This window comes from Promicromonospora sp. NPDC057488, assembly GCF_042802395.1.
In the GTDB taxonomy this organism is placed as follows: Bacteria; Actinomycetota; Actinomycetes; order Actinomycetales; family Cellulomonadaceae; genus Promicromonospora.
Window position 1 is genome coordinate 1 of sequence record NZ_JBHVEG010000033.1, and the last position, 19,288, is coordinate 19,288.

Here is a 19,288-nt window from a genome sequence, read left to right on the forward strand (position 1 = left end):
GTGTCCCGAGGTCGGGACACCGGCCGCTCCGTGCTGCCTCTGCTGTTGTCTCTGCTGTTCGGGCCTCAGCGAGTCGTCACAGCTGCGCGGCGAGCAGGCGTCCTCCGCCCAGCTGCTGGTCGGCGTCGACCGCGGTCTTCGCGGCGCTGGATCCGCCGCCGATGTTCACGTCCATGCAGGCGTAGAACGCCATGGCGGTGTCGTACACGTTCCAGCGGGCGAGGATCGTGTGGTTTCCGCTCGGCAGGCCCGAGAGCGTGTGGGTGACGGTCGCGGGCGGCGTGGCCCCGTTGTCGTTCACGGTCTTGAACAGCCGGCCGTCCACGAAGTACTCCCAGCTGGCCGTGCGGTGGAAGGCGGTCAGCGTCCACTGGAAGGTGTGCGTGCTGCCGATGTTCGTGCGGGGCCAGGCCAGCGAGGCGTTGTCGAGCGTCGTGAAGCGGCTGCCGCCCGAGCAGAGCATCGACCCCTTTGGCGCCTCGACGCTCTGCGGCTCCCATTCGACGCCGTTGCAGGACCAGCTCACCGTCCGCTTGGCGCAGTGGTCCTGACGGCTCGGCGGCGAGACGACCCAGCCGTGGGCCTCGGCCTTGGGGGTCATGGCGTTGGGTGTGGCGACCAGCGCCGTCAGGGTCAGGGCCAGCACGGCGAAGATGCCGAGCACGACTCGGGTGACGGGTGTGTGCGGTGCGGTTGCTCTCATGGCGCTCACCTCGTGATCTGAAGTTGGGAAGTTCCTGGACTACTCCTGAGTGCTTGGGTGCGACGATCTGACGCTAGAAAATGGCGGTACCCGGCGACAAGTAGGGCAACTACGTACTCGGGTGCGGGTACGTGTAAGCAGTTCCGGGCGCGTTTTCGACGGCAGGACGGCAGGACGGCAGGAAAGCAGGACGGCGTGACGGCACAGCGGCGTGACGGGATGGCGGGGCGGCACGACGGGGTGACGGCAGGCCGGCAGGCCGAGGTCGCGGGGCTGATGAGGCCGCGACACCGGTGAGGCGGGGCGCGGGCTACGACTAGCCGGGTCCCGCGCCGAGCACCGCGTCGCAGGCCCGGAGCAGCCGCTGCCGGAGCTCGCCGGATCGCTGCGCGAACTCACGCTGCCGCCGCACGTACTCCGCTTTGCCCTGCGGCGTCTCGATCTCCACGGCCGGGACGCCGTACTCGGAGACGTCGTAGGGGGACGCCGCCATGTCGGTCCACCGGATGTCGCGGGCCAGCTCGAACGCGTCGAGCAGCAGGTCCCCCGGCACGGCCGGGCCCAGCTTGAGGCACCACTTGTAGAGGTCCATGTTGGCGTGCAGGCAGCCCGGCTGCTCCATGCCGACCTGCGCGGCACGGGTGGGCTGGAGCTGGTTGCGCGACGTCGCCTCCGGTGTGAAGAACCGGAACGCGTCGAAGTGCGAGCAGCGCACGGGGTTGGCCTCGACCACGGCGTCGGTGCCCGTGTGCCCGAGCCGGAGCGGCAGCGGGTGCCGCTGGTCCCGGCCCGCCTCCCGGTCGCGATAGACCATCGCCCACTCGTGCAGCCCGAAGCAGCCGAACGTCCCCGGGCGCGACGACGTCGCCGCGAGCAGGTCGCGGACGTACCGCACGGTGTCGCCCCGGTCGGCAAGGAACGCATCGCGGTCGAGCGTGACGTCGCCGTCCGGCCCGGACGTCCGGTGCCACCGCCACGCGGCGCGGTCCTCCGGGTCGGGCGCGCCGGCTCTGTCCGCCGGTTCGGTCGCCCGGTTTCCGGATCCAGTCGGTTCGGTCGTCGGGTTCCAGGATGCAGTCGGTTCGGTCGCTGGATTTCCGGACACAATCGGGTCGGGCGCGTCCCAGCCGTCGGGCAGCACGAGGGCGACGCCCGCACCGGGATGCCAGCGCCGCAGGTGCGCGACACGCGTGGGGTAGTACGTGAACAGGAAGTCCTCGATCGCGTGCTTGCGGCCGACCGCGCGGGCGGCGCGCCAGACCGCGGTGAGCGCGTCGGCACGTTCGGCGTGGGCGGCGGCGAGGGGCAGCCACTCCTCGGGGAGCAGTGCCGCGGTCGGCCCGCCGAGGACTGTGGTCACCGGTCCAGGGTACGGCGGCCGCGGCACCGCCCCGGCCCCGCGCGACGCCGTAGGGTGCGACCATGTCCGACCTTCCCCTGCGCCGCCTCGGGCGCTCCGGCCTGTCCGTTCCCGTCGTCGGTCTGGGGTGCAACAACCTCGGCCGCACCGGCACCGTCACCGAGACCGCGGAGGGCGCCACCGCCCTGATCGACGCCGCCGTCGACGCCGGGGTGACCTTCTTCGACACCGCGGACGCCTACGGTGCCCGTCCCGGGCTGTCCGAGGAGCTGCTCGGCGCCGCGCTGCGGGGCCGTCGCGACGACGTGCTGATCGCGACGAAGTTCGGGCTCGACCTGCACGGCGCGAACGGCCAGGACTTCGGCGCTCGCGGATCGCGCCGGTACATCGTGCGGGCGGCCGAGGCGTCGCTGCGCCGGCTCGGCACCGACTGGATCGACCTCTACCAGCTGCACACCCCCGACCCGGCGACCCCGATCGACGAGACGCTCGCCGCGCTCGACGACCTGGTCCGCGCGGGCAAGGTCCGGTACGTGGGCCACTCCAACTTCCGGGGCTGGCAGGTGGCGGACGCCGAGCACGTGGCCCGCGGGACCGGCGGCGCTGGCGGGATCGGCGGCACGGGCGGCACCCGGTTCGTCTCCGCGCAGAACAAGTACTCGCTGCTGGCCCGCGGCCTGGAGCGTGAGGTGCTGCCCGCGGCGCGGGAGTACGGCATCGGCGTGCTGCCGTACCACCCGCTGGAGAACGGCCTGCTCACCGGCAAGTACACCGGCGGCGCCCGGCCCGACGGCTCCCGTCTGGTCACGACCAAGCAGCAGCTCCTGGACACGGCGCCCTGGGCGGCCCTGGACCGGTTCGGCGAGTTCTGCCGCGAGCGCGGCGTCACCGAGACGGACGTCGCGTTCTCCTGGCTGCTGACCCGGTCCGAGGTGTCGTCGGTGATCGCCGGGGCCACCCGCCCCGACCAGGTGCGCGGGAACGCCCAGGCCTGGACCTGGACGCCGACGGCGGAGGACCTCGCCGAGCTGGACGAGATCTTCCCGGCGTGACGTGACAGCCCCCACCTGACGTCTCAGTCCCACCTGACGTCTCAGTCCCACCTGACCTGTCAGACCTACAGGTCACCCGGGGGACCTGTAGGTCTGACACGACGTTCGCCGGGCGGCGCCGGCTGGGTAGCGTGGTGGCATGAGTCATCCGTTCCGCCAGGTCAACGTCTTCTCCGCGCGTCCGACGGCCGGCAACCCCGTCGCCGTCGTGCACGGAGCCGAAGGCCTCACCGACGAGCAGCTGGCCGCCTTCGCGCGGTGGACCAACCTCTCGGAGACCACGTTCCTGCTCGACCCGACCGAGGCCGGCCGCGCGGCGGGCGCCGACTACCGCGTCCGCATCTGGACCCCCGGCGGCGAGCTGCCGTTCGCCGGGCACCCCACGCTCGGCACCGCGCACGCCTGGCTGGAGGCCGGCGGCGTCCCGCGCGGGCCGGACGTGGTCCAGGAGTGCGGCGTGGGCCTGGTGCGGGTCCGCCGCGCGGACACCGGCTCGGGTCAGCGCCTTGCGTTCGCCGGCCCGCCCCTGATCCGTTCGGGCGCCGTCGACGACGCCGACCTCGCCCAGATCGCGCGCTCGCTGCGCCTCGACGTGTCCGACGTCGTCCGCTCGGCCTGGGTGGACAACGGGCCCGGCTGGGTGGCGGTCCAGCTGCGGGATGCCGACGTCGTGCTCGGTCTGGAGCCGGACCTGGTGGCGATGGGCGACCTCAAGCTGGGCGTCGTCGGCGAGTACGCGCCGGGCCGGGCCACCACCCAGCGGACGGCAGAGCAGGCAGCAGAGCAGAGCGCCCCCGCCGTCGAGGTGCGCGCCTTCGTCCCGTCCATCGGTGTGGGGGAGGACCCGGTGACGGGCAGCCTCAACGCCGGACTCGGCCAGTGGCTCGCCGGCAACGTGCTGCCGTCGTCGTACGTCGCGTCACAGGGGACCGCCATGGGCCGGGCGGGCCGCGTCCACGTCGAGAAGCTGCCCGACGGCGAGGTGTGGGTCGGCGGTGACACCGTCACCACGATCGTCGGCGAGGTGACGCTCTAACTGGTGACGCTCTAGGAGACGACGCTCTAAGAGATGACGCTCTAACTGGTGACGCTCTAAGAGGTGACGCCGGCGCTCTGGACCGTCGGGCGGTCCGGGAAGGCCCGCTTGGCGACCCACCCGAACAGGCGCTCCAGCGGGCCACGGCCCAGCAGCGCCCGCCACGCCGTCGCCAGCACGAGGGTGACCACCACCATCCAGCCCAGGGGCGTGTTGGTCGCGGGGTCGAGGAGGTCCCAGTAGGTGCGCGTCCACCACCAGATGGTGACGATCTGCAGGGAGTAGACGGTCAGCGCCAGCGCGCCGACGGCGGCCAGCGGCGTGGTGACGGTCAGCACGACCCCGCGCGCCGCACGCCGGAGCCCGTTCTCCTGCACACCGTCCTGGTTCTCCTGCACACCGTCCTGCCGAGCGCCCCGGGCCACCGACCCGAGGAGCAGGCACAGCCCGAGCACGCCCAGCGCGAAGCCGCCGGAGCCGAGCGCCTCGAACGTCGTGTCGTCGTGCGGGCCCTCGAGGTACAGCCCGGCCAGGGGCGGCCACGGGTCGGACCAGGCGGGCGCGGGCTGCACGTACTGCGACGACGTCACGGCGACCTGCCCCTCGACGGCGGTCAGCCCGCCGGCGTCGGCCACCATGACCGCCGAGGCGACCGAGGTCAGGGCTGCGAGACCGAACCCGCCCGCCACCAGGCCGAGGTGCAGCGTCGGCGACCGCAGGTCGCAGCGGCCCACCGCGAGCCCGGCGAGCACGTACGCCATCCAGACCAGGGCGGGGTAGTGGCCCGTGAGGAGGAAGTCGGTGGCGCCGCCCGACCCGTCGTGCGGCGCCCGCAGCCCGGCCCGGGCCAGCACCTCGGGCCCGTAGTACACCAGGACGGGCCCGACCACCGCGATGGCCACCGCGATCGCCGCCAGCCGGGCCGGCGGCAGGCGCAGGAACGGCAGCGCGAGCACGAAGTACGCGGCGTAGAAGCCCAGGATGAGCAGCACACGGGTGCCGAACAGGTCGAGCACCGCGACCAGGGCCAGCAGCAGCACGACCCGCACGAGGATCCGGGCGCGCGCCGTGCGCATCGCCTCGCCCGCCAGCGGCCGGGACCCGCCCGTGACCAGTGCCAGCGACAGCCCGGCGACCGTCGCGAACAGGATCGACGACCGCCCGTGCGCCAGGCTCAGCCAGCCCTCGAACGTGGCCAGGTCGTCCGAGGTGACCCCGACGTGCGCCGTGAACATGCCGAGCACCGCGATGCCCCGGGCGATGTCCGCGCCCAGCACCCGGCCCGGGCCGCCGAGCAGGTTGTCGCGCAGGTTGCCGCCCAGCCGGCGACGCCCGCCGCCGGAGGACCCGGCAGGCCGGTCGGACGGCGCCCCGGACGAGGCTCCGGACGACGCCCCGGATGAGGCTCCCGACGGCTGAGCAAGCGTGGACATGCGCGCATCCTTGCGCGTCCCGAGGCGCGACGCTCGTGGGACCCGCCGGGCCAAGCCTGTTGGACAGCCGTCCCGAAGGATGAGAACGCGGATGTGCAGCGTGGCGCGGCACACATACAGTGCGGCCATGACCGGCAGCGCCAACGAGCACGACATCGCTCGCATCGACACGGCCCGAACCGACGCGCCCAGCCACAAGCTCGGCGACTCGTTCGGCGGCAGGTTCCCCTCGAACGAGGGGAGCGGCGGCCCCGCCCGGGACCGCACCAAGCCCGCGGGCACCGACCCGATCGACGCGGTCGACGCCCCCAGCAGCCTGTCGAGTCTGACCCGCGGCGCCGCCGGCACCGCCGGCCCCGGCGGCCCCGGCGACGCCGCCGGGCAGGAGAGCCCCGACAGCCCGGGCGCCGGCACGGACCTCACCAAGGAGTCCGAGTCGTACACGCACGGGCACCACGAGTCCGTGCTGCGCTCGCACCGGCGTCGGACGGCGGCCAACTCCGCCGCGTTCCTGCTGCCCCACCTGCTGTCCGACATGACGCTGCTCGACGTCGGCTGCGGCCCGGGCACCGTCACCGTCGACTTCGCCGAGCGGCTCACGCAGGGCAGCGTCGTGGGCGTCGACGCCTCCGACGACGTGCTGGAGTCCGCCCGCGGCCTCGCGGACGCGCACGGCACCAAGAACATCACCTTCGAGCACGCCAACGCCTACGAGCTGCCGTTCGAGGACGACTCGTTCGACGTCGTCTTCGCCCACCAGCTGCTCCAGCACCTCTCCGACCCGGTGGCGGCCCTGCGCGAGATGAAGCGCGTCGCCAAGCCGGGCGGCTTCGTCGCCGTGCGCGACGCCGACTACGAGGCCATGACCTGGTACCCGGAGTCCGCCGAGCTCACCGAGTGGAACATGCTCTACCACGAGGTCACGCACGCCTACGGCTTCGAGCCCGACGCCGGACGCCGCCTCGCCTCCTGGGTGCGCGACGCCGGGTTCGACCCGGCCACGATCGAACCCGGCGCGAGCGTCTGGTGCTACGCCACCCCCGACGACCGCACCTGGTGGGGCGGCCTGTGGGCCGAGCGCTGCACCGAGTCCAACTTCGCCGTGCAGGCCAAGGACTCGGGTCTCGCGGACGACGTCGCCCTCGAGCAGCTCGCCCAGGGCTGGCGCGAGTGGGCCGCAGCGCCCGACGGCTGGTTCGCGGTGCTCAACGGCGAGGTCCTCGCCCGGGCCTGACCCGCGCCGGCGCCGCGTGCTCCTCGGGAGAACGGACCGCGCGGCGCCCACCGATCCCGGGCAGGGCGGCGTCCGGCATACGCTGAGCCCGTGCGTATCGCGAGATTCACCACCGGAGACGACCCCCGCTTCGCCCTTGTGCAGCAGGAGGGCGACAAGACCTACCTCGCTGTCCTGGGCGGCGACCCCCTCTACATGCCGGCCATGCCGACCGGCGAGCGTATCGAGCTGGGCGACGGCGTCCGGCTGCTCGCCCCGGTGATCCCGCGCTCCAAGATCGTGTGCGTGGGCAAGAACTACGCCGACCACGCCAAGGAGATGGGCGGTGACGTGCCGACGACGCCGCTGCTGTTCTTCAAGCCGAACACCGCCGTGGTCGGCCCGGACGACCCGATCGTGCTGCCCGACTTCACGCAGGAGGTCTCCTACGAGGCCGAGCTGGCCGTCGTGATCTCCAAGGTCTGCAAGGACGTCACGCCCGAGAACGCGCCGTCGTACATCCTCGGCTACACCGTGGCCAACGACGTCACCGCACGGGACGCCCAGCGCACCGACGGGCAGTGGGCGCGCGCCAAGGGCTTCGACACCTCGTGCCCGCTCGGCCCGTGGATCGACACCGACCTGAACCCGGAGGACGTCGCCGTGCGCTCGCGGGTCAACGGCGAGCCGCGCCAGGACGGCCGCACCCGCGACATGGTGTTCGACGTGCCGTTCCTCGTCTCGTACATCTCCGAGGCGATGACGCTGCTGCCGGGCGACGTGATCCTCACCGGCACCCCCGCCGGCGTCGGCCGCATCGACCAGGGCGACCGCGTCGAGGTGGAGGTCGAGGGCGTGGGCGTCCTGGCCAACCCGGTGCTGCGGCGCCGCTGACGTGACGGTCGAGACGGCGAACGAGACGGCGAACGAGCCGGCGAACGAGCCGGCGAACGAGACAGCGGTCGCGACAGCGAACCAGCCTGCGTCCGGCTCCGGTATCGAACCGGGTGCCGACGCGGGCGCATCTCCTGAGACCGGCACAGCCCCTGAAACCGGCACAGCCCCTGAGACCGGCGCATCACCTGAGACCGGCGCTGTCCTGCACCGGGACGCCCTCGCGACCCTGCGGGCGTGGACCGGCGCGACGCCGGAGCAGGAGCGCCTGCGGGCGCGGTACGTCGCGCACCTCGAGGGTTTCCAGGAGGAGGCCGCCGGAGAGGAGGCTGCCGGCAAGGAGGCCGCCGGTTCGCCCGGTCACGGGGTGCTCCGCGACTCCGTCCCGGACCACCTGACGGCCTCGACCCTCGTGCTCTCGCACGACGGCGCGCGCGTGCTGCTCACCCTGCACGCCAAGGCGCGACGCTGGTTCCAGCTCGGCGGGCACCTCGAGCCCGGGGACCGAACCCTGGCCGACGCCGCCGCCCGCGAGGCGCGCGAGGAGTCGGGCATCGCGGACCTCGTGGTCGACGCCGTCCCTGTGCACCTCGACGAGCACGTCGTGCCGTTCTGTCGGCCCGGGACCGGAGACCCGGACCGCCCGGTGCATCACCTCGACGTGCGGTTCGTCGCGGTCGCGGGGCCCGACGCCGAGACCGCGCTGTCGGACGAGTCGCTGGCCCTGCGCTGGTGGCCCGCCGACGCGCTGCCCGACCCCGAGCTGACCGAGCTGGTGCGCCTGGCCCGCGCCCGGACCAGCCTTGACCGGACCCGCCTTGACCAGGGCAGCCCCGACCAGGCCAGCTCTGATCAGGGCAGCCTTGATCAGGCCAGCCCCGACCACTCCGGTGGAGCATGATCGGACGATGATCATCAGGCGCTCCACGGCGCACGTCCGGCCCGGGCTGCTCGACGAGTTCCGGGCGTTCATCGAGGCGGGCACCGTGGGGTTCGCGGCGCTCGACGGGTTCGTGAGCGACGAGATCGTCGTCGGCCCGGACACGCTCACCTACGTGAGCCGCTGGCGGGACGCCGCGGCGCTCGCGGCGTACGCCGGGCCACGGTGGCGTACGGAGCCGGTCGTGCTCGAGGACGAGGACCAGTTCCTCGTCGAACCGCTGGTGGTGCGACACGTGGAGCTCCGGCGCGCCGTCCCGGAGGACGCCCCAGTGATCGCCGACGTCTGGCACGCCGCCTGGGGCGACGGGCACCGCGGGCTGGTCCCGGCTGCCCTGGAGGCGGCGCGGACACGGGACTCGTTCGGGCCGCGCGCCGCGGCCCGGGTGCCGGGGACGACGGTCGCCGTGGTGGACGACCCGGCCCTCGACGACCCGGCCCTCGACAACCCGGTTCTCGACGGCTCAGCGGTGGACAGCCCTGCGGCGGACGGCCCAGCGGTGGAGGGCCCTGCGGTGGACGGTCCAGCGGTGGAGGGCGGAGCGGCGGACCGTCCAGCCGTGGACGGCATGGCCGAGCTTGCGGAGTCCCGCATCGTCGGTTTCGTGACCGTCCGGGGTGAGGAGCTGGAGCAGCTGTTCGTGGCCGCGACCCACCGGGGCTCCGGGATCGCGGCCGACCTGCTGTCCGCGGGCGAGGCTCGTATCGCGGCGGCCGGACATCCCGAGGCGTGGCTCGCCGTCGTGGCGGGCAACACCCGCGCCCGGCGGTTCTACGAGCGGGCGGGCTGGTCCGACGGCGGCCCGCTCGACTACCAGGCGGAGACCCCTGAGGGGCCCGTGCCGGTCTCGACGCGGCGGTACTTGCGCCGCCTGAGGTAGCGGGGCTGGCGCCGGCGCTGACGCCCCCGGGCGTGCGCGGCGGCGTCGGCCTGCCGGCTCTGCCGTCGGCCCGCCCGCCCCGCCGTCGGCCTGCCGCTCCGCCCGCCCCGCCGTCGGCCTGCCCGCCCCTCCAGCGGCTTGCCCGCTCCGCCGTCCGACACATCCCGGCGCGACGCGCGGGCGGCCCAATTCATGGTCACTCCGGAGCCGGGCACGCATCATGGTCCGGTGCAGACAACGCGGCGCTTTCTCGCCCTGACCCCCCTGGCGTTCGGCATCACCGCGGTGGTGCTCGTCTACCTCCAGACGAGCGACGGTTTCTCGTGGGACGGAGTCTCCTTCGGCGTCGTGAGCGCGGTCATCGTCACGGCCGGTGCGCTCCTGACGATCCTCGCCGGTGCCGCGCTGCTCCGGCTGCTGGCGATACGTAACGACTGGGCCGCGCTGGGCACCGGGCTGATCGTCGCGACGGTGCTGCTGGCGGTCTGCTACGCCGCAGTCGCCGCGAGCCTGCCGGCGGGCGACGAGGGGTGGAGCCTGCTCTACGTGGTGGGGCCCGCGTTCGCGTCGATCCCGGTGTGGCCGGCCTACGCCGTCGGGCTGCTGATCCGCGCCTGGCGCGGCCGGGCGTCCCGCCGTCGGCCCGGCTCCGCCGCCGGGCCGCGCAACGCCTAGGCTGTGGGCGTGACTTCCGTGACCGATACCCCCACCGACGGCGCGCCCGAGGGCGCCGCCGTGCGCGTCCGCTTCGCGCCGTCCCCGACCGGCATGTTCCACGTGGGCGGTGCCCGCTCCGCCCTGTTCAACTGGGCCGTGGCGAAGCAGCAGGGCGGCACGTTCGTGCTGCGCATCGAGGACACCGACGCCTCGCGCAACCAGCCGGAGTGGGTGGACGGCATCCTGTCGGCCATGGAGGCGCTCGGCATCCGCAAGGACGACCCGGCGTTCGAGGGCCCGTACTTCCAGTCCGAGAACGCGGGGATCCAGAAGGACGCCGCGCAGAAGCTCTTCGCCGAGGGCAAGGCGTACTACTGCGACTGCACCCGCGACGCCGTGACGGCGCGCACGGGCAACCAGCAGACCGGCTACGACGGCTTCTGCCGCGACCGTGGCCTGGAGTACGCCGAGGGCCGCGCGCTGCGGTTCCGCACGCCCGACGAGGGCGAGACGCAGGTCGTCGACCTGATCCGCGGCAACCCGACGTTCCCGAACGCGAACCTCGAGGACTTCGTCATCGCGCGCGGCAACGGCTCGCCCGTGTTCCTGCTGGCCAACGTGGTGGACGACATCGACGAGAACATCACGCTCGTCATGCGCGCCGAGGAGCACCTGCCCAACACCCCGAAGCAGCAGCTGCTCTGGGAGGCCCTGGGCAAGACGCCGCCGCAGTGGGCCCACATGCCGGTGATCGTCAACGAGAAGCGGCAGAAGCTCTCCAAGCGCCGCGACAAGGTGGCGCTGGAGGACTACTTCGCCGAGGGCATCCTGCCCGACGCGATGGTCAACTACCTGATGCTGCTCGGCTGGGCGCCCGGCAACGACGAGGAGATCCTCCCGTTCGACGAGCTGGTGCGCCGGTTCCGCGTCGAGGACATCAACTCGTCGTCCGCGTTCTTCGACATCAAGAAGCTCACCGCGTTCAACGGCGAGTACATCCGCGCCCTGAGCGTCGAGGACTTCGCGGCGGCCTGCACGCCGTGGCTCCAGGCCCCGGCCGCGCCGTGGACGCCGGAGCAGTTCGACCAGAAGGTCTTCGACGCCGTCGCGCCGCTGGCCCACTCCCGGGTGGCGCTGCTGTCCGAGATCACGGACAACGTCGACTTCCTCTTCCTGGACACCCCGCTGGTGGACGAGGACTCCTGGAACAAGGCGATGAAGGCCGGTGCCGCCGAGCTGCTCGCCGACGTCCGCGAGGCCCTGGCCGCCGAGCAGTCCTGGGCGGCCGAGCCGCTCAAGGACATCGTGACCGTGGTGGGCGAGAAGCACGGCATGAAGCTGGGCAAGGCGCAGGCCCCGGTCCGGGTGGCCGTGACCGGACGGCGGATCGGTCTGCCGCTGTTCGAGTCGCTCGAGCTGCTCGGCAAGGAACGCTCCCTCGCGCGCGTCGACGCCGCGCTGGCCCGCCTCCGTGCGGGTGCTGGCGCGGGTGCCGACGCAGCCGGGGTGCCTGCCGCGGCGGAGTGAGCCAGCGGCGGCGACCCGGGAAGCGGTCAGCGAAGTGGTCTAACGTGAGCGGCGTGACCGACGCCATGACACCTGACGCCGTGCCGCCCACGACCGACCCGGCCGCAGCCGTGCCGCCTGAGACCCTGCCGTCCGAAACTGCGCAGTCGTCGACGCCGCAGCCGATGCCGCAGTCCCCGACACCGGGGGCTGCGGCGTCGTCGTTCCCGGGGGAGGTGCGGTCGGGAGCGCTGGAAGGGCCGGGAGAGCCGGGAGAGCCGGTAGGTCCGGGGGCGCCGGTCGTCGCGGCGGCGGCGTCGGCACCGCGGGAGTACCCGCAGGCCCTGCGCGGGCCGTGGTTCCGGTGGTGGCGGCCGCTGCTCGGCCTGGTCGCGATCGCCGCGTGCCTGGTCGTGTTCTTCGGGGCGATGCTGCTGTACCTGCTCGTGCTGGTCGTCGGGCAGCTGGCCGGACTGGACCTCCCGGACCCGTCGTCGCTCACCGACGCGTGGTTCGTGTCGCCGTCGGGCCTGCTGGTGACAAACCTCGCTCTGGCGCTCGGCATCCCGGTCGCGCTGGTCGCGACCTGGGCGCAGGCGCGGCGCGGAGGCCTCGTGTCGTCGGTGCTGGGCCGCGTGCGCTGGCGCCTGCTGCTCGGCGGGCTCGGGGTGTCGCTGTTGCTCCTGGTGCCGCTCACGCTGGGCAGCAGCATCCTGGTCTCTCGCCTCGGACTGGCCGCCGACGCCGGTTCGGGCGCCGACGACTCCGGGCTGTGGCCGCTCACGCCGGCCGCCGGCTGGGTGGCGCTCGCGCTCGTGATCCTGCTGACCACACCGCTGCAGGCGGCCGGCGAGGAGTACTTCTTCCGCGGCTGGATGTCGCAGTGGATCGGCAGCCTGCTGCGGTGGCGCTGGCTCGCGCTGATCGTGCCCGCCGTGGTGTCCGCGGTGCTGTTCGCCATGGCGCACGGCGCGCAGAGCCCGTGGCTGTTCGCCGACCGGCTGGTCTTCGGCCTGGTTGCGAGCCTGCTGGTGTGGCGCACCGGGGGACTCGAGATCGCCGTCGCCCTGCACGCGGCCAACAACCTGCTGGCGTTCGGTCTCGCCATCGCCTACGACGGGCTCGCGGACTCGCTGCTGATCACCGAGGTGGCGCCCGCCGAGGGCGCGGCCAGCATCAGCACCACCCTGATCACCACGGCGGTGCTGCTGTGGTGGGCGCACCGGCGCAGACCGGCGGTGGCGGTGCCGGAACCGGCGGTGACAGGCCCGGCGGCGACTGCCCTGGCGGCGACTGCCCTGGCGGCGACTGCTCCGGCGGCGACGAACCCTGCGGCGACTGCCCTGGCGGCGTCGGACCCGGTGGTGGGCACGGCGTCGGACCCGGCCTCGATGGAGAAGACTGTGGTGGAGCGCGAACCTGCAAAGGGAGAGACGGCATGACGATGGACGGCATCCTGTTCGACGTCGACGACACCCTCGTCGACACCAAGGGCGCCTTCGCCCGGGCGCTGGAGGCCGTGCGGGCCGAGCACCTGCCGCACGTCCCGGCGGAGCGTGACCCGGAGATCCTGTCGCACTGGCGCACCGACCCGGGCGGCTTCTACAGCCGCTACACGCGCGGCGAGATGGACCACGTGACGCAGCGTCGGCACCGGGCGGCGCTGCTGCACGAGACGTTCGGGGCGGCGCCCGTGACGGAGAAGTCCTTCGAGGCGTGGGACGCGTTGTTCTGGGGCACGTTCGAGCGCTCGTGGGCCGCCCACGACGACGCCCGCGCCGCGATCGACGCCGTCATCGCCGCCGGGCTGAGCGTCGGCGTGGTGACGAACGCCGCCACCGAGCTGCAGGAGCGCAAGCTCAAGGCGGCCGGGCTCGGCGACCTGCCGGTGCTGGTCGGGGTCGACACCCTGGGCTTCGGCAAGCCGGATCCCCGTGTGTTCCTCGAGGGGGCGCGCAGGCTCGGCACCGAGCCGTCCCGGACGGCGTACGTGGGCGACGAGCCCACCGTCGACGCGCTGGCGGCCCACCAGGCGAGCCTGACGGGTGTCTGGCTGGACCGCGCAGGCCATCGCCGGGGCCCGGGCTACGGTGCCCACGCCCAGAACGGCGTCGTCCAGAACGGCGTCGTCCAGAACGGCGTCGTCCAGAACGGCGTCGTCCAGAACGGCGTCGTCCAGAACGGCGTCGTCCAGAACGGCGTCGCCCAGAACGGCGTCGCCCAGAACGGCGTCGTCCAGAACGGTGCTGCAGAGAACGGCGTCGCCCAGCCGAACGCCGCACAGCCGAATGCCGCGCAGCCGAATGCCGCCCAGCCGACCGCCGCACAGCGTGCGGCCCTGGCCGGCGACCCGCAGGATCCCGCGGCGCTGCGGGCGGCGGGCGTCGTGGTGATCGAGACGTTGGCCCAGCTCCCGGCCGCTCTCGGGTACGAAACAGGGCACCGAAACTGACCCGATTCGGCCCGCGTGACGGACGGCACGCCCATTCCGTTTTGCCCACCGTCCGAGGTCAGGTAATGTTCTCCAGCGGTAGGGCCCCCACGGATCACCGGTCGGAGACAGGTGTGTCCAGGCGGTCATACCCCCATGGGGTATGGTGTAATTGGCAGCACGAGTGGTTCTGATCCACTTAGTCTAGGTTCGAGTCCTGGTACCCCAGCGCAGAGCATTGCGCATCCTCGCTGACGCAGGTCAGATGCAGGGTGCGCTACCCTTCTCACGGTGCCGGTCCGTAACCGGTAGTTCAGGCCCCCATCGTCTAGCGGCCTAGGACGCCGCCCTCTCACGGCGGTAACGCGGGTTCAAATCCCGCTGGGGGTACGCAGTCCACCAGCTTCGGCTGACGGATGTTCAAGGCCCCCATCGTCTAGCGGCCTAGGACGCCGCCCTCTCACGGCGGTAACGCGGGTTCAAATCCCGCTGGGGGTACAGCGAGAAAGGCCCGGTCCACACGGACCGGGCCTTTTGCCGTACCGGGCCTTTCGCCGTACCGGGCGCCTGACCTGTCTCGAGGCGCCTGAGGCCCGTCTCGGGCGCCTGTGGGCCTGTCTCGGGACCTGTGGCCGGTCTCGGGCACCTGCGCTGCGCACCGAGCCCAGCGGCGCTCCCGACCGCGCCGCGCGCCCGCAGCCGAGCCGCAGCCGCAACCGCGCCCGCAGTCGAACCGCAGTCGAACCGCAGGCGAACGTAGGGTTGCTCGCTCTCTGAGCGCTCTTGCGGCGACCGAACCTACGTTCGCCTCGCGGGTCGCTTGCGTGTCTCGCGCAGGAGGCAGGCGGGCGTGCGGGTGCTTCCGTGCGGTGCGACTGCTCGCAGAAGCTACTTGCAGAAGCTACTCGCAGAGGCGGAACGTCAGCGGATCTTCGGGTCCTTGCCGCCCTCGATGAACGGGCTCGGCAGCGCGTCGGACCCGTCGGTCGCGGACGTCGGCCCGCCGGGGACGTGATCGCCGCCCTTGCCCCCGCTGATCCGGCCGGGCAGGTTCCCGCCACCCGTCGACGACGCCGCGGTGCTGCCGGTCGGGGACCAGCCGACTCGGGCGGGCTGATCGTCGTCCATGCCTGCACCTGCTCGACCGGTCCCAGCCTGGCCGGTCCCAGCCGGACCAGTCCCAGCCTGACCCGTGTTGGCTGCGCCGCCGGAGACCACCGCACCGGGCGCCGCGTCGTCGTACCCGGCCCGGTCGTACCCGGCCCTGTCGTAGCCAGCCCGGCCATAGCTCGCGCCGGAGCCGACGCCGTCCGCGCCGGCACTGTCCCTGCTGGCATTCTCCGCGCCGGTGCCTGCCGAGCCGCCGACAGGCCCTGCCCCGACCGCGCCCCCCGAACCAACGCCCCCCGAGCCGACTCCACCCGCACCGACACCACCCGCACCGACACCACCTGAGCCCGTCTGCTCGCGCAGCGGCAGCTCGATGCGCTGGGTCGGGGGATTGCTGCGTCGTCCGATCCGCGGCATCAGTGCCGGCGGTGCGGCGGGCGGCGGGGTCTCCGCCGGCGCGACGACCTGCGGCCGGCCGGCCGGGCCGGACTGGGCGGCGGCCTCGGCGTCGGCGGCGTCGGGGTGGAAGAGCGTCGCGATGATGAGGCGGTACCGGGAGTCGGGGCGCGGGACCCAGGTGATGCGGTCGAGCGCCTGGTCCTGGCCCGCGGTCTCGAAGACGAAGGTGCCGTAGCCGAGCACCTGGCCCATCGGGGTGCGCTCGTACCCGAGGTCGGTGACCTTCTCGGAGGGCATCATCGCCACCCGGTGGACCAGGAACCCCGTGAGCAGGATCAGCCTGCGGTCGGTCATGACGAACCACTCGGCCCGCCAGTCCAGCCACTTCCAGAGCAGGCGCGCGCCGAGCACCAGGAACGGGAGCCACACCCACGCGAGCTGGTCGCGGACGTTCGGGTCCACCGCGACCAGGATCGCCAGGCCCAGGGCGAACGCGCCCGTGGTCGTGAGGATCGGCTCCCACAGCCGGGCCCAGTGCCGGCGCGTGGCGATCACGATCTTCTCGTCCGCGAGGATGTACCGCTGCAGGGCGCGATTGCGGATCACGAAGTCCGCTGTTGCGCTCATGCGGGTCTCCCCGGTGCGTTCGGATAGGTCCTGTCAGGAATGTTCCTGTCTGGAATGTTCCTGTCCGGAACGGCCCCGTCGGGACTGGTCCTGACAGGGAAGTTCCAGGTGACGGGTGTGCTCGACGTCGCCGAGTCCCGCCCGCTGACCCTACGTGGTCAGCGGCCGATGGACCCGGTGAAGAGCTCCTCGAAGAACGTGCCGATGTTCGCGATGGCACCCCAGATGACGTCCCAGAGGGCGAGCACGACGTCGGCGGATCGCTCGGGGTCGTTGATGACCGAGTAGAGCAGGAAGATCACCACGACCCAGATGATGATGAGTCTCACCTTTGGCGGCATCAGATTCCTCCGACGTTGGTGCGCACGCACCGGGTGTGCGCACGTCGCGGACGAGACTACTGACACCACCCCGACCTGGGGAATGACCTGGCTCGGCGTGGCGGGCCAACACTCACGGACCGCTCACCGGGCGCACACCCGGTGCGCACGGTCGGTGTGCACGGTCGGGTGCGCCGGGTGTGCCCTGCCGCCGCGTGATGCCGGCGGCAGCAACATTCCGGCGGGAGCCCGGCGACACCCCTCGGGGATGTCGCCGGGCTCCCGCCGGACCCGTTACTCGCCGGACCCGTACTCGCCGGACCCGTTACTCGCCCGACCGGTGCAGCACCTCGGTGAGCTTGTTCGCCGCGGCGACGACGGCGGCCGAGTGCAGCCGGCCGGGCTGCCGCGACAGCCGCTCCACCGGACCGGACACGCTGACGGCGGCGACGACGCGCCCCGATGGCCCGCGCACCGGCGCCGAGACGGATGCCACACCGAGCTCACGTTCCGAGACGGACTGGGCCCACCCGCGGCGTCGGACACCGGAGAGGATCGTGGCCGTGAAGGTCGCGTCCCGCAGGCCACGGTGGAGGCGGTCCGGCTCCTCCCAGGCGAGCAGGACATGGGCCGCGGAACCCGCGCTCATGCTGAGTGTCGCGCCCACGGGGATCGAGTCGCGCAGGCCTACCGGGCGCTCGGCCGCGGCGACGCACACGCGGTGGTCGCCCTGCCGACGGTAGAGCTGTGCGCTCTCGCCCGTGTGGTCGCGCAGCGCGATGAGCACCGGGTTCGCTGCCGCCAGGAGGCGGTCCTCACCGGCGGCCGTGGCCAGCTCGTTGAGGCGCGGGCCCAGCACGAACCGTCCCTGCATGTCCCGTGCCACCAGGCGGTGATGCTCCAGAGCCACCGCCAGGCGGTGCGCCGTCGGGCGAGCCAGGCCGGTGGAGGAGACGAGCTGCGCCAGGGTGGCCGGGCCGGCCTCGAGTGCCCCGAGGACGGACGCCGCCTTGTCCAAGACGCCGACTCCGCTAGTATCGTCCATACCGCGATATTGCCGTCTCGGAACGTGAGATTGCAAGTCGAGGCCCAAAGTTGTTCCGAGTTGTTCCCCAAGTTGTTCCCCAAGTTGTTCCACACAGTTGTTTCTGACAGAGGTAGTTTTGACAGGGAGGCGAACCGCAATGGCCGGCACGCTGGCGGAGAAGGTCTGGGAAGCGCACCTGGTGCGTCGAGGCGAGGACGGCTCGCCTGATCTTCTCTACATCGACCTGCACCTGGTCCACGAGGTCACGAGCCCACAGGCGTTCGAGGGTCTGCGCCTTGCCGGACGGCAGGTGCGGCGACCCGACCTCACGATCGCGACCGAGGACCACAACACCCCCACGCTCGACATCGACCGGCCGATCGCCGACGCGACGAGCCGCACGCAGATCGAGACCCTGCGCTCCAACGCCAAGGAGTTCGGCGTCCGGCTGCACAGCCTCGGCGACGCGGACCAGGGCATCGTCCACCAGGTGGGACCCCAGCTCGGGCTGACGATGCCGGGCCTCACCGTCGTGTGCGGCGACTCGCACACGTCCACGCACGGCGCGTTCGGCGCGCTCGCGTTCGGCATCGGCACGTCCGAGGTGGAGCACGTGCTCGCCACCCAGACGCTGCCGCTCGCGCCGTTCAAGACCATGGCGATCACGGTCAACGGCGCGCTGCCCGCGGGCGCGACGTCCAAGGACATCATCCTGGCGATCATCGCCAAGATCGGCACCGGCGGCGGGCAGGGCTACGTGCTCGAGTACCGCGGCGAGGCCATCCGGGCGCTGTCCATGGAAGCGCGCATGACCGTCTGCAACATGTCGATCGAGGCCGGCGCCCGCGCCGGCATGATCGCGCCGGACGAGACCACGTTCGAGTACCTCAAGGGTCGCCCGCACGCGCCGGAGGGCGCCGACTGGGACGAGGCCGTGGAGTACTGGAAGACCCTGCGGTCCGACGACGACGCGCAGTTCGACGAGGAGGTCGTGCTCGAGGCGGCCGACCTGGAGCCGTTCGTCACCTGGGGCACCAACCCGGGCCAGGGCCTGCCCCTGTCGGCCACCGTTCCCGTCCCGGCGGACATCGCCGACGAGGGGGAGCGCGAGACCGCGGCGAAGGCCCTGGAGTACATGGGCCTGACCGCCGGCACGCCGCTGCGTGACATCAAGGTCGACACCGTGTTCATCGGGTCCTGCACCAACGGGCGCATCGAGGACCTGCGGTCCGTGGCCAAGGTCGTCAAGGGCAAGGAGAAGGCCGCGGACGTCCGGGTCCTCGTGGTCCCGTCGTCGGCCCGCGTCCGGCTGCAGGCCGAGGCCGAGGGCCTGGACGTGATCTTCAAGGAGTTCGGCGCCGAGTGGCGCAACGCCGGCTGCTCGATGTGCCTGGGCATGAACCCGGACCAGCTCGCGCCGGGGGAGCGGTCAGCCTCGACGTCGAACCGCAACTTCGAGGGTCGGCAGGGCAAGGGCGGTCGTACCCACCTGGTGTCGCCGCTCGTCGCCGCCGCAACGGCGATCCGGGGCACGCTATCCAGCGTCGGCGACCTGGACCTGCCGTTCGACATCGACATCACCACGTTCGACGGCACGCCGCTCGACGGCGTGGGTGCCTCGCCGCTGGGTGACTCCGTCGTCGTCGACCTGCCCATCCCCGTCGCCGGCCATCCCGCGCTGCGCTGAGAGGACCGCTGAC

16 protein-coding genes, 3 tRNA genes and 2 pseudogenes are annotated in these 19,288 nt (G+C 72.6%); 14 read left to right on the top strand and 7 right to left on the bottom strand.

The window, feature by feature from the left end:
• Positions 1-76: 76 nt before the first annotated feature.
• The gene (locus ACFU5G_RS09425) at positions 77-703 is read right to left on the bottom strand and encodes a lytic polysaccharide monooxygenase auxiliary activity family 9 protein (protein ID WP_377242998.1); all 627 of its coding nucleotides are present in this window, start codon (positions 701-703) and stop codon (positions 77-79) included.
• A gap of 316 nt (positions 704-1,019) precedes the next feature.
• Positions 1,020-2,063, bottom strand: a complete 1,044-nt coding sequence (locus ACFU5G_RS09430) for a 3-methyladenine DNA glycosylase (RefSeq protein WP_377243000.1) — start codon at positions 2,061-2,063, stop codon at positions 1,020-1,022.
• A gap of 62 nt (positions 2,064-2,125) precedes the next feature.
• Here ACFU5G_RS09430 and ACFU5G_RS09435 point away from each other — a divergent pair, with 62 nt between their 5' ends.
• Both ACFU5G_RS09435 and ACFU5G_RS09440 read left to right on the top strand, forming a co-directional pair.
• Positions 2,126-3,115 carry an aldo/keto reductase gene (locus ACFU5G_RS09435; RefSeq protein ID WP_377243002.1) on the top strand — a complete coding sequence of 330 codons (990 nt, stop codon included), beginning with the start codon at positions 2,126-2,128 and terminating at the stop codon, positions 3,113-3,115.
• A 139-nt stretch (positions 3,116-3,254) separates the two neighbouring features.
• On the top strand, positions 3,255-4,151 hold the full coding sequence (locus ACFU5G_RS09440) for a PhzF family phenazine biosynthesis protein (RefSeq protein WP_377243004.1): 897 nt from the start codon (positions 3,255-3,257) through the stop codon (positions 4,149-4,151).
• Between the two features lie 56 nt (positions 4,152-4,207).
• Here the strand turns inward: ACFU5G_RS09440 and ACFU5G_RS09445 are convergent, their stop codons facing one another.
• The gene (locus ACFU5G_RS09445) at positions 4,208-5,584 is read right to left on the bottom strand and encodes a heparan-alpha-glucosaminide N-acetyltransferase domain-containing protein (RefSeq protein ID WP_377243006.1); all 1,377 of its coding nucleotides are present in this window, start codon (positions 5,582-5,584) and stop codon (positions 4,208-4,210) included.
• Positions 5,585-6,047: 463 nt separating this feature from the next.
• On the opposite strand from ACFU5G_RS09445, the gene ACFU5G_RS09450 reads away from it, so the two are divergent.
• The 8 genes and pseudogenes from ACFU5G_RS09450 to ACFU5G_RS09485 form a co-directional block, all read left to right on the top strand.
• Positions 6,048-6,818, top strand: coding sequence for a class I SAM-dependent methyltransferase (locus tag ACFU5G_RS09450; protein ID WP_232216046.1), 771 nt, complete (start codon positions 6,048-6,050; stop codon positions 6,816-6,818).
• A gap of 90 nt (positions 6,819-6,908) precedes the next feature.
• Positions 6,909-7,691 carry a fumarylacetoacetate hydrolase family protein gene (locus ACFU5G_RS09455; RefSeq protein WP_377243008.1) on the top strand — a complete coding sequence of 261 codons (783 nt, stop codon included), beginning with the start codon at positions 6,909-6,911 and terminating at the stop codon, positions 7,689-7,691.
• A 1-nt stretch (position 7,692) separates the two neighbouring features.
• Positions 7,693-8,592 carry an NUDIX hydrolase gene (locus tag ACFU5G_RS09460; RefSeq protein ID WP_377243010.1) on the top strand — a complete coding sequence of 300 codons (900 nt, stop codon included), beginning with the start codon at positions 7,693-7,695 and terminating at the stop codon, positions 8,590-8,592.
• 7 nt (positions 8,593-8,599) lie between these two features.
• Positions 8,600-9,511 (top strand): GNAT family N-acetyltransferase, encoded by a 912-nt coding sequence (locus tag ACFU5G_RS09465; RefSeq protein WP_377243012.1) that lies wholly within the window; start codon positions 8,600-8,602, stop codon positions 9,509-9,511.
• 228 nt (positions 9,512-9,739) lie between these two features.
• A complete protein-coding gene (locus ACFU5G_RS09470) occupies positions 9,740-10,186 on the top strand; it encodes a hypothetical protein (RefSeq protein WP_377243014.1) in 447 nt (148 codons plus the stop codon).
• Positions 10,187-10,195: 9 nt separating this feature from the next.
• Positions 10,196-11,695 (top strand): glutamate--tRNA ligase, encoded by a 1,500-nt coding sequence (gltX, locus tag ACFU5G_RS09475; protein ID WP_377243016.1) that lies wholly within the window; start codon positions 10,196-10,198, stop codon positions 11,693-11,695.
• A gap of 53 nt (positions 11,696-11,748) precedes the next feature.
• On the top strand, positions 11,749-13,116 hold the full coding sequence (locus tag ACFU5G_RS09480; RefSeq protein WP_377243018.1) for a CPBP family intramembrane glutamic endopeptidase: 1,368 nt from the start codon (positions 11,749-11,751) through the stop codon (positions 13,114-13,116).
• A 2-nt stretch (positions 13,117-13,118) separates the two neighbouring features.
• Positions 13,119-13,739, top strand: a pseudogene (locus tag ACFU5G_RS09485) (HAD family hydrolase); the annotation flags it as partial.
• 87 nt (positions 13,740-13,826) lie between these two features.
• Here the strand turns inward: ACFU5G_RS09485 and ACFU5G_RS09490 are convergent.
• Positions 13,827-14,255: pseudogene (locus ACFU5G_RS09490) on the bottom strand (pentapeptide repeat-containing protein); the annotation flags it as partial.
• A gap of 7 nt (positions 14,256-14,262) precedes the next feature.
• Between ACFU5G_RS09490 and ACFU5G_RS09495 the strand changes: the two are divergent.
• From ACFU5G_RS09495 to ACFU5G_RS09505, 3 genes are all read left to right on the top strand, one after another.
• Positions 14,263-14,334: transfer RNA gene (locus ACFU5G_RS09495), tRNA-Gln, on the top strand.
• A gap of 88 nt (positions 14,335-14,422) precedes the next feature.
• Positions 14,423-14,495 (top strand) — tRNA-Glu (locus tag ACFU5G_RS09500).
• Positions 14,496-14,530: 35 nt separating this feature from the next.
• A tRNA-Glu gene (locus ACFU5G_RS09505) sits at positions 14,531-14,603 on the top strand.
• A 423-nt stretch (positions 14,604-15,026) separates the two neighbouring features.
• On the opposite strand, the gene ACFU5G_RS09510 is transcribed toward ACFU5G_RS09505, so the two are convergent.
• From ACFU5G_RS09510 to ACFU5G_RS09520, 3 genes are all read right to left on the bottom strand, one after another.
• Positions 15,027-16,241, bottom strand: a complete 1,215-nt coding sequence (locus ACFU5G_RS09510) for a PH domain-containing protein (protein ID WP_377243020.1) — start codon at positions 16,239-16,241, stop codon at positions 15,027-15,029.
• A 158-nt stretch (positions 16,242-16,399) separates the two neighbouring features.
• On the bottom strand, positions 16,400-16,570 hold the full coding sequence (locus ACFU5G_RS09515) for a hypothetical protein (RefSeq protein WP_020013705.1): 171 nt from the start codon (positions 16,568-16,570) through the stop codon (positions 16,400-16,402).
• A gap of 316 nt (positions 16,571-16,886) precedes the next feature.
• Positions 16,887-17,606 (bottom strand): IclR family transcriptional regulator, encoded by a 720-nt coding sequence (locus ACFU5G_RS09520; RefSeq protein ID WP_026365378.1) that lies wholly within the window; start codon positions 17,604-17,606, stop codon positions 16,887-16,889.
• 139 nt (positions 17,607-17,745) lie between these two features.
• Here ACFU5G_RS09520 and leuC point away from each other — a divergent pair, with 139 nt between their 5' ends.
• Positions 17,746-19,275, top strand: a complete 1,530-nt coding sequence (leuC, locus tag ACFU5G_RS09525) for a 3-isopropylmalate dehydratase large subunit (protein WP_377243022.1) — start codon at positions 17,746-17,748, stop codon at positions 19,273-19,275.
• Positions 19,276-19,288: the final 13 nt, after the last annotated feature.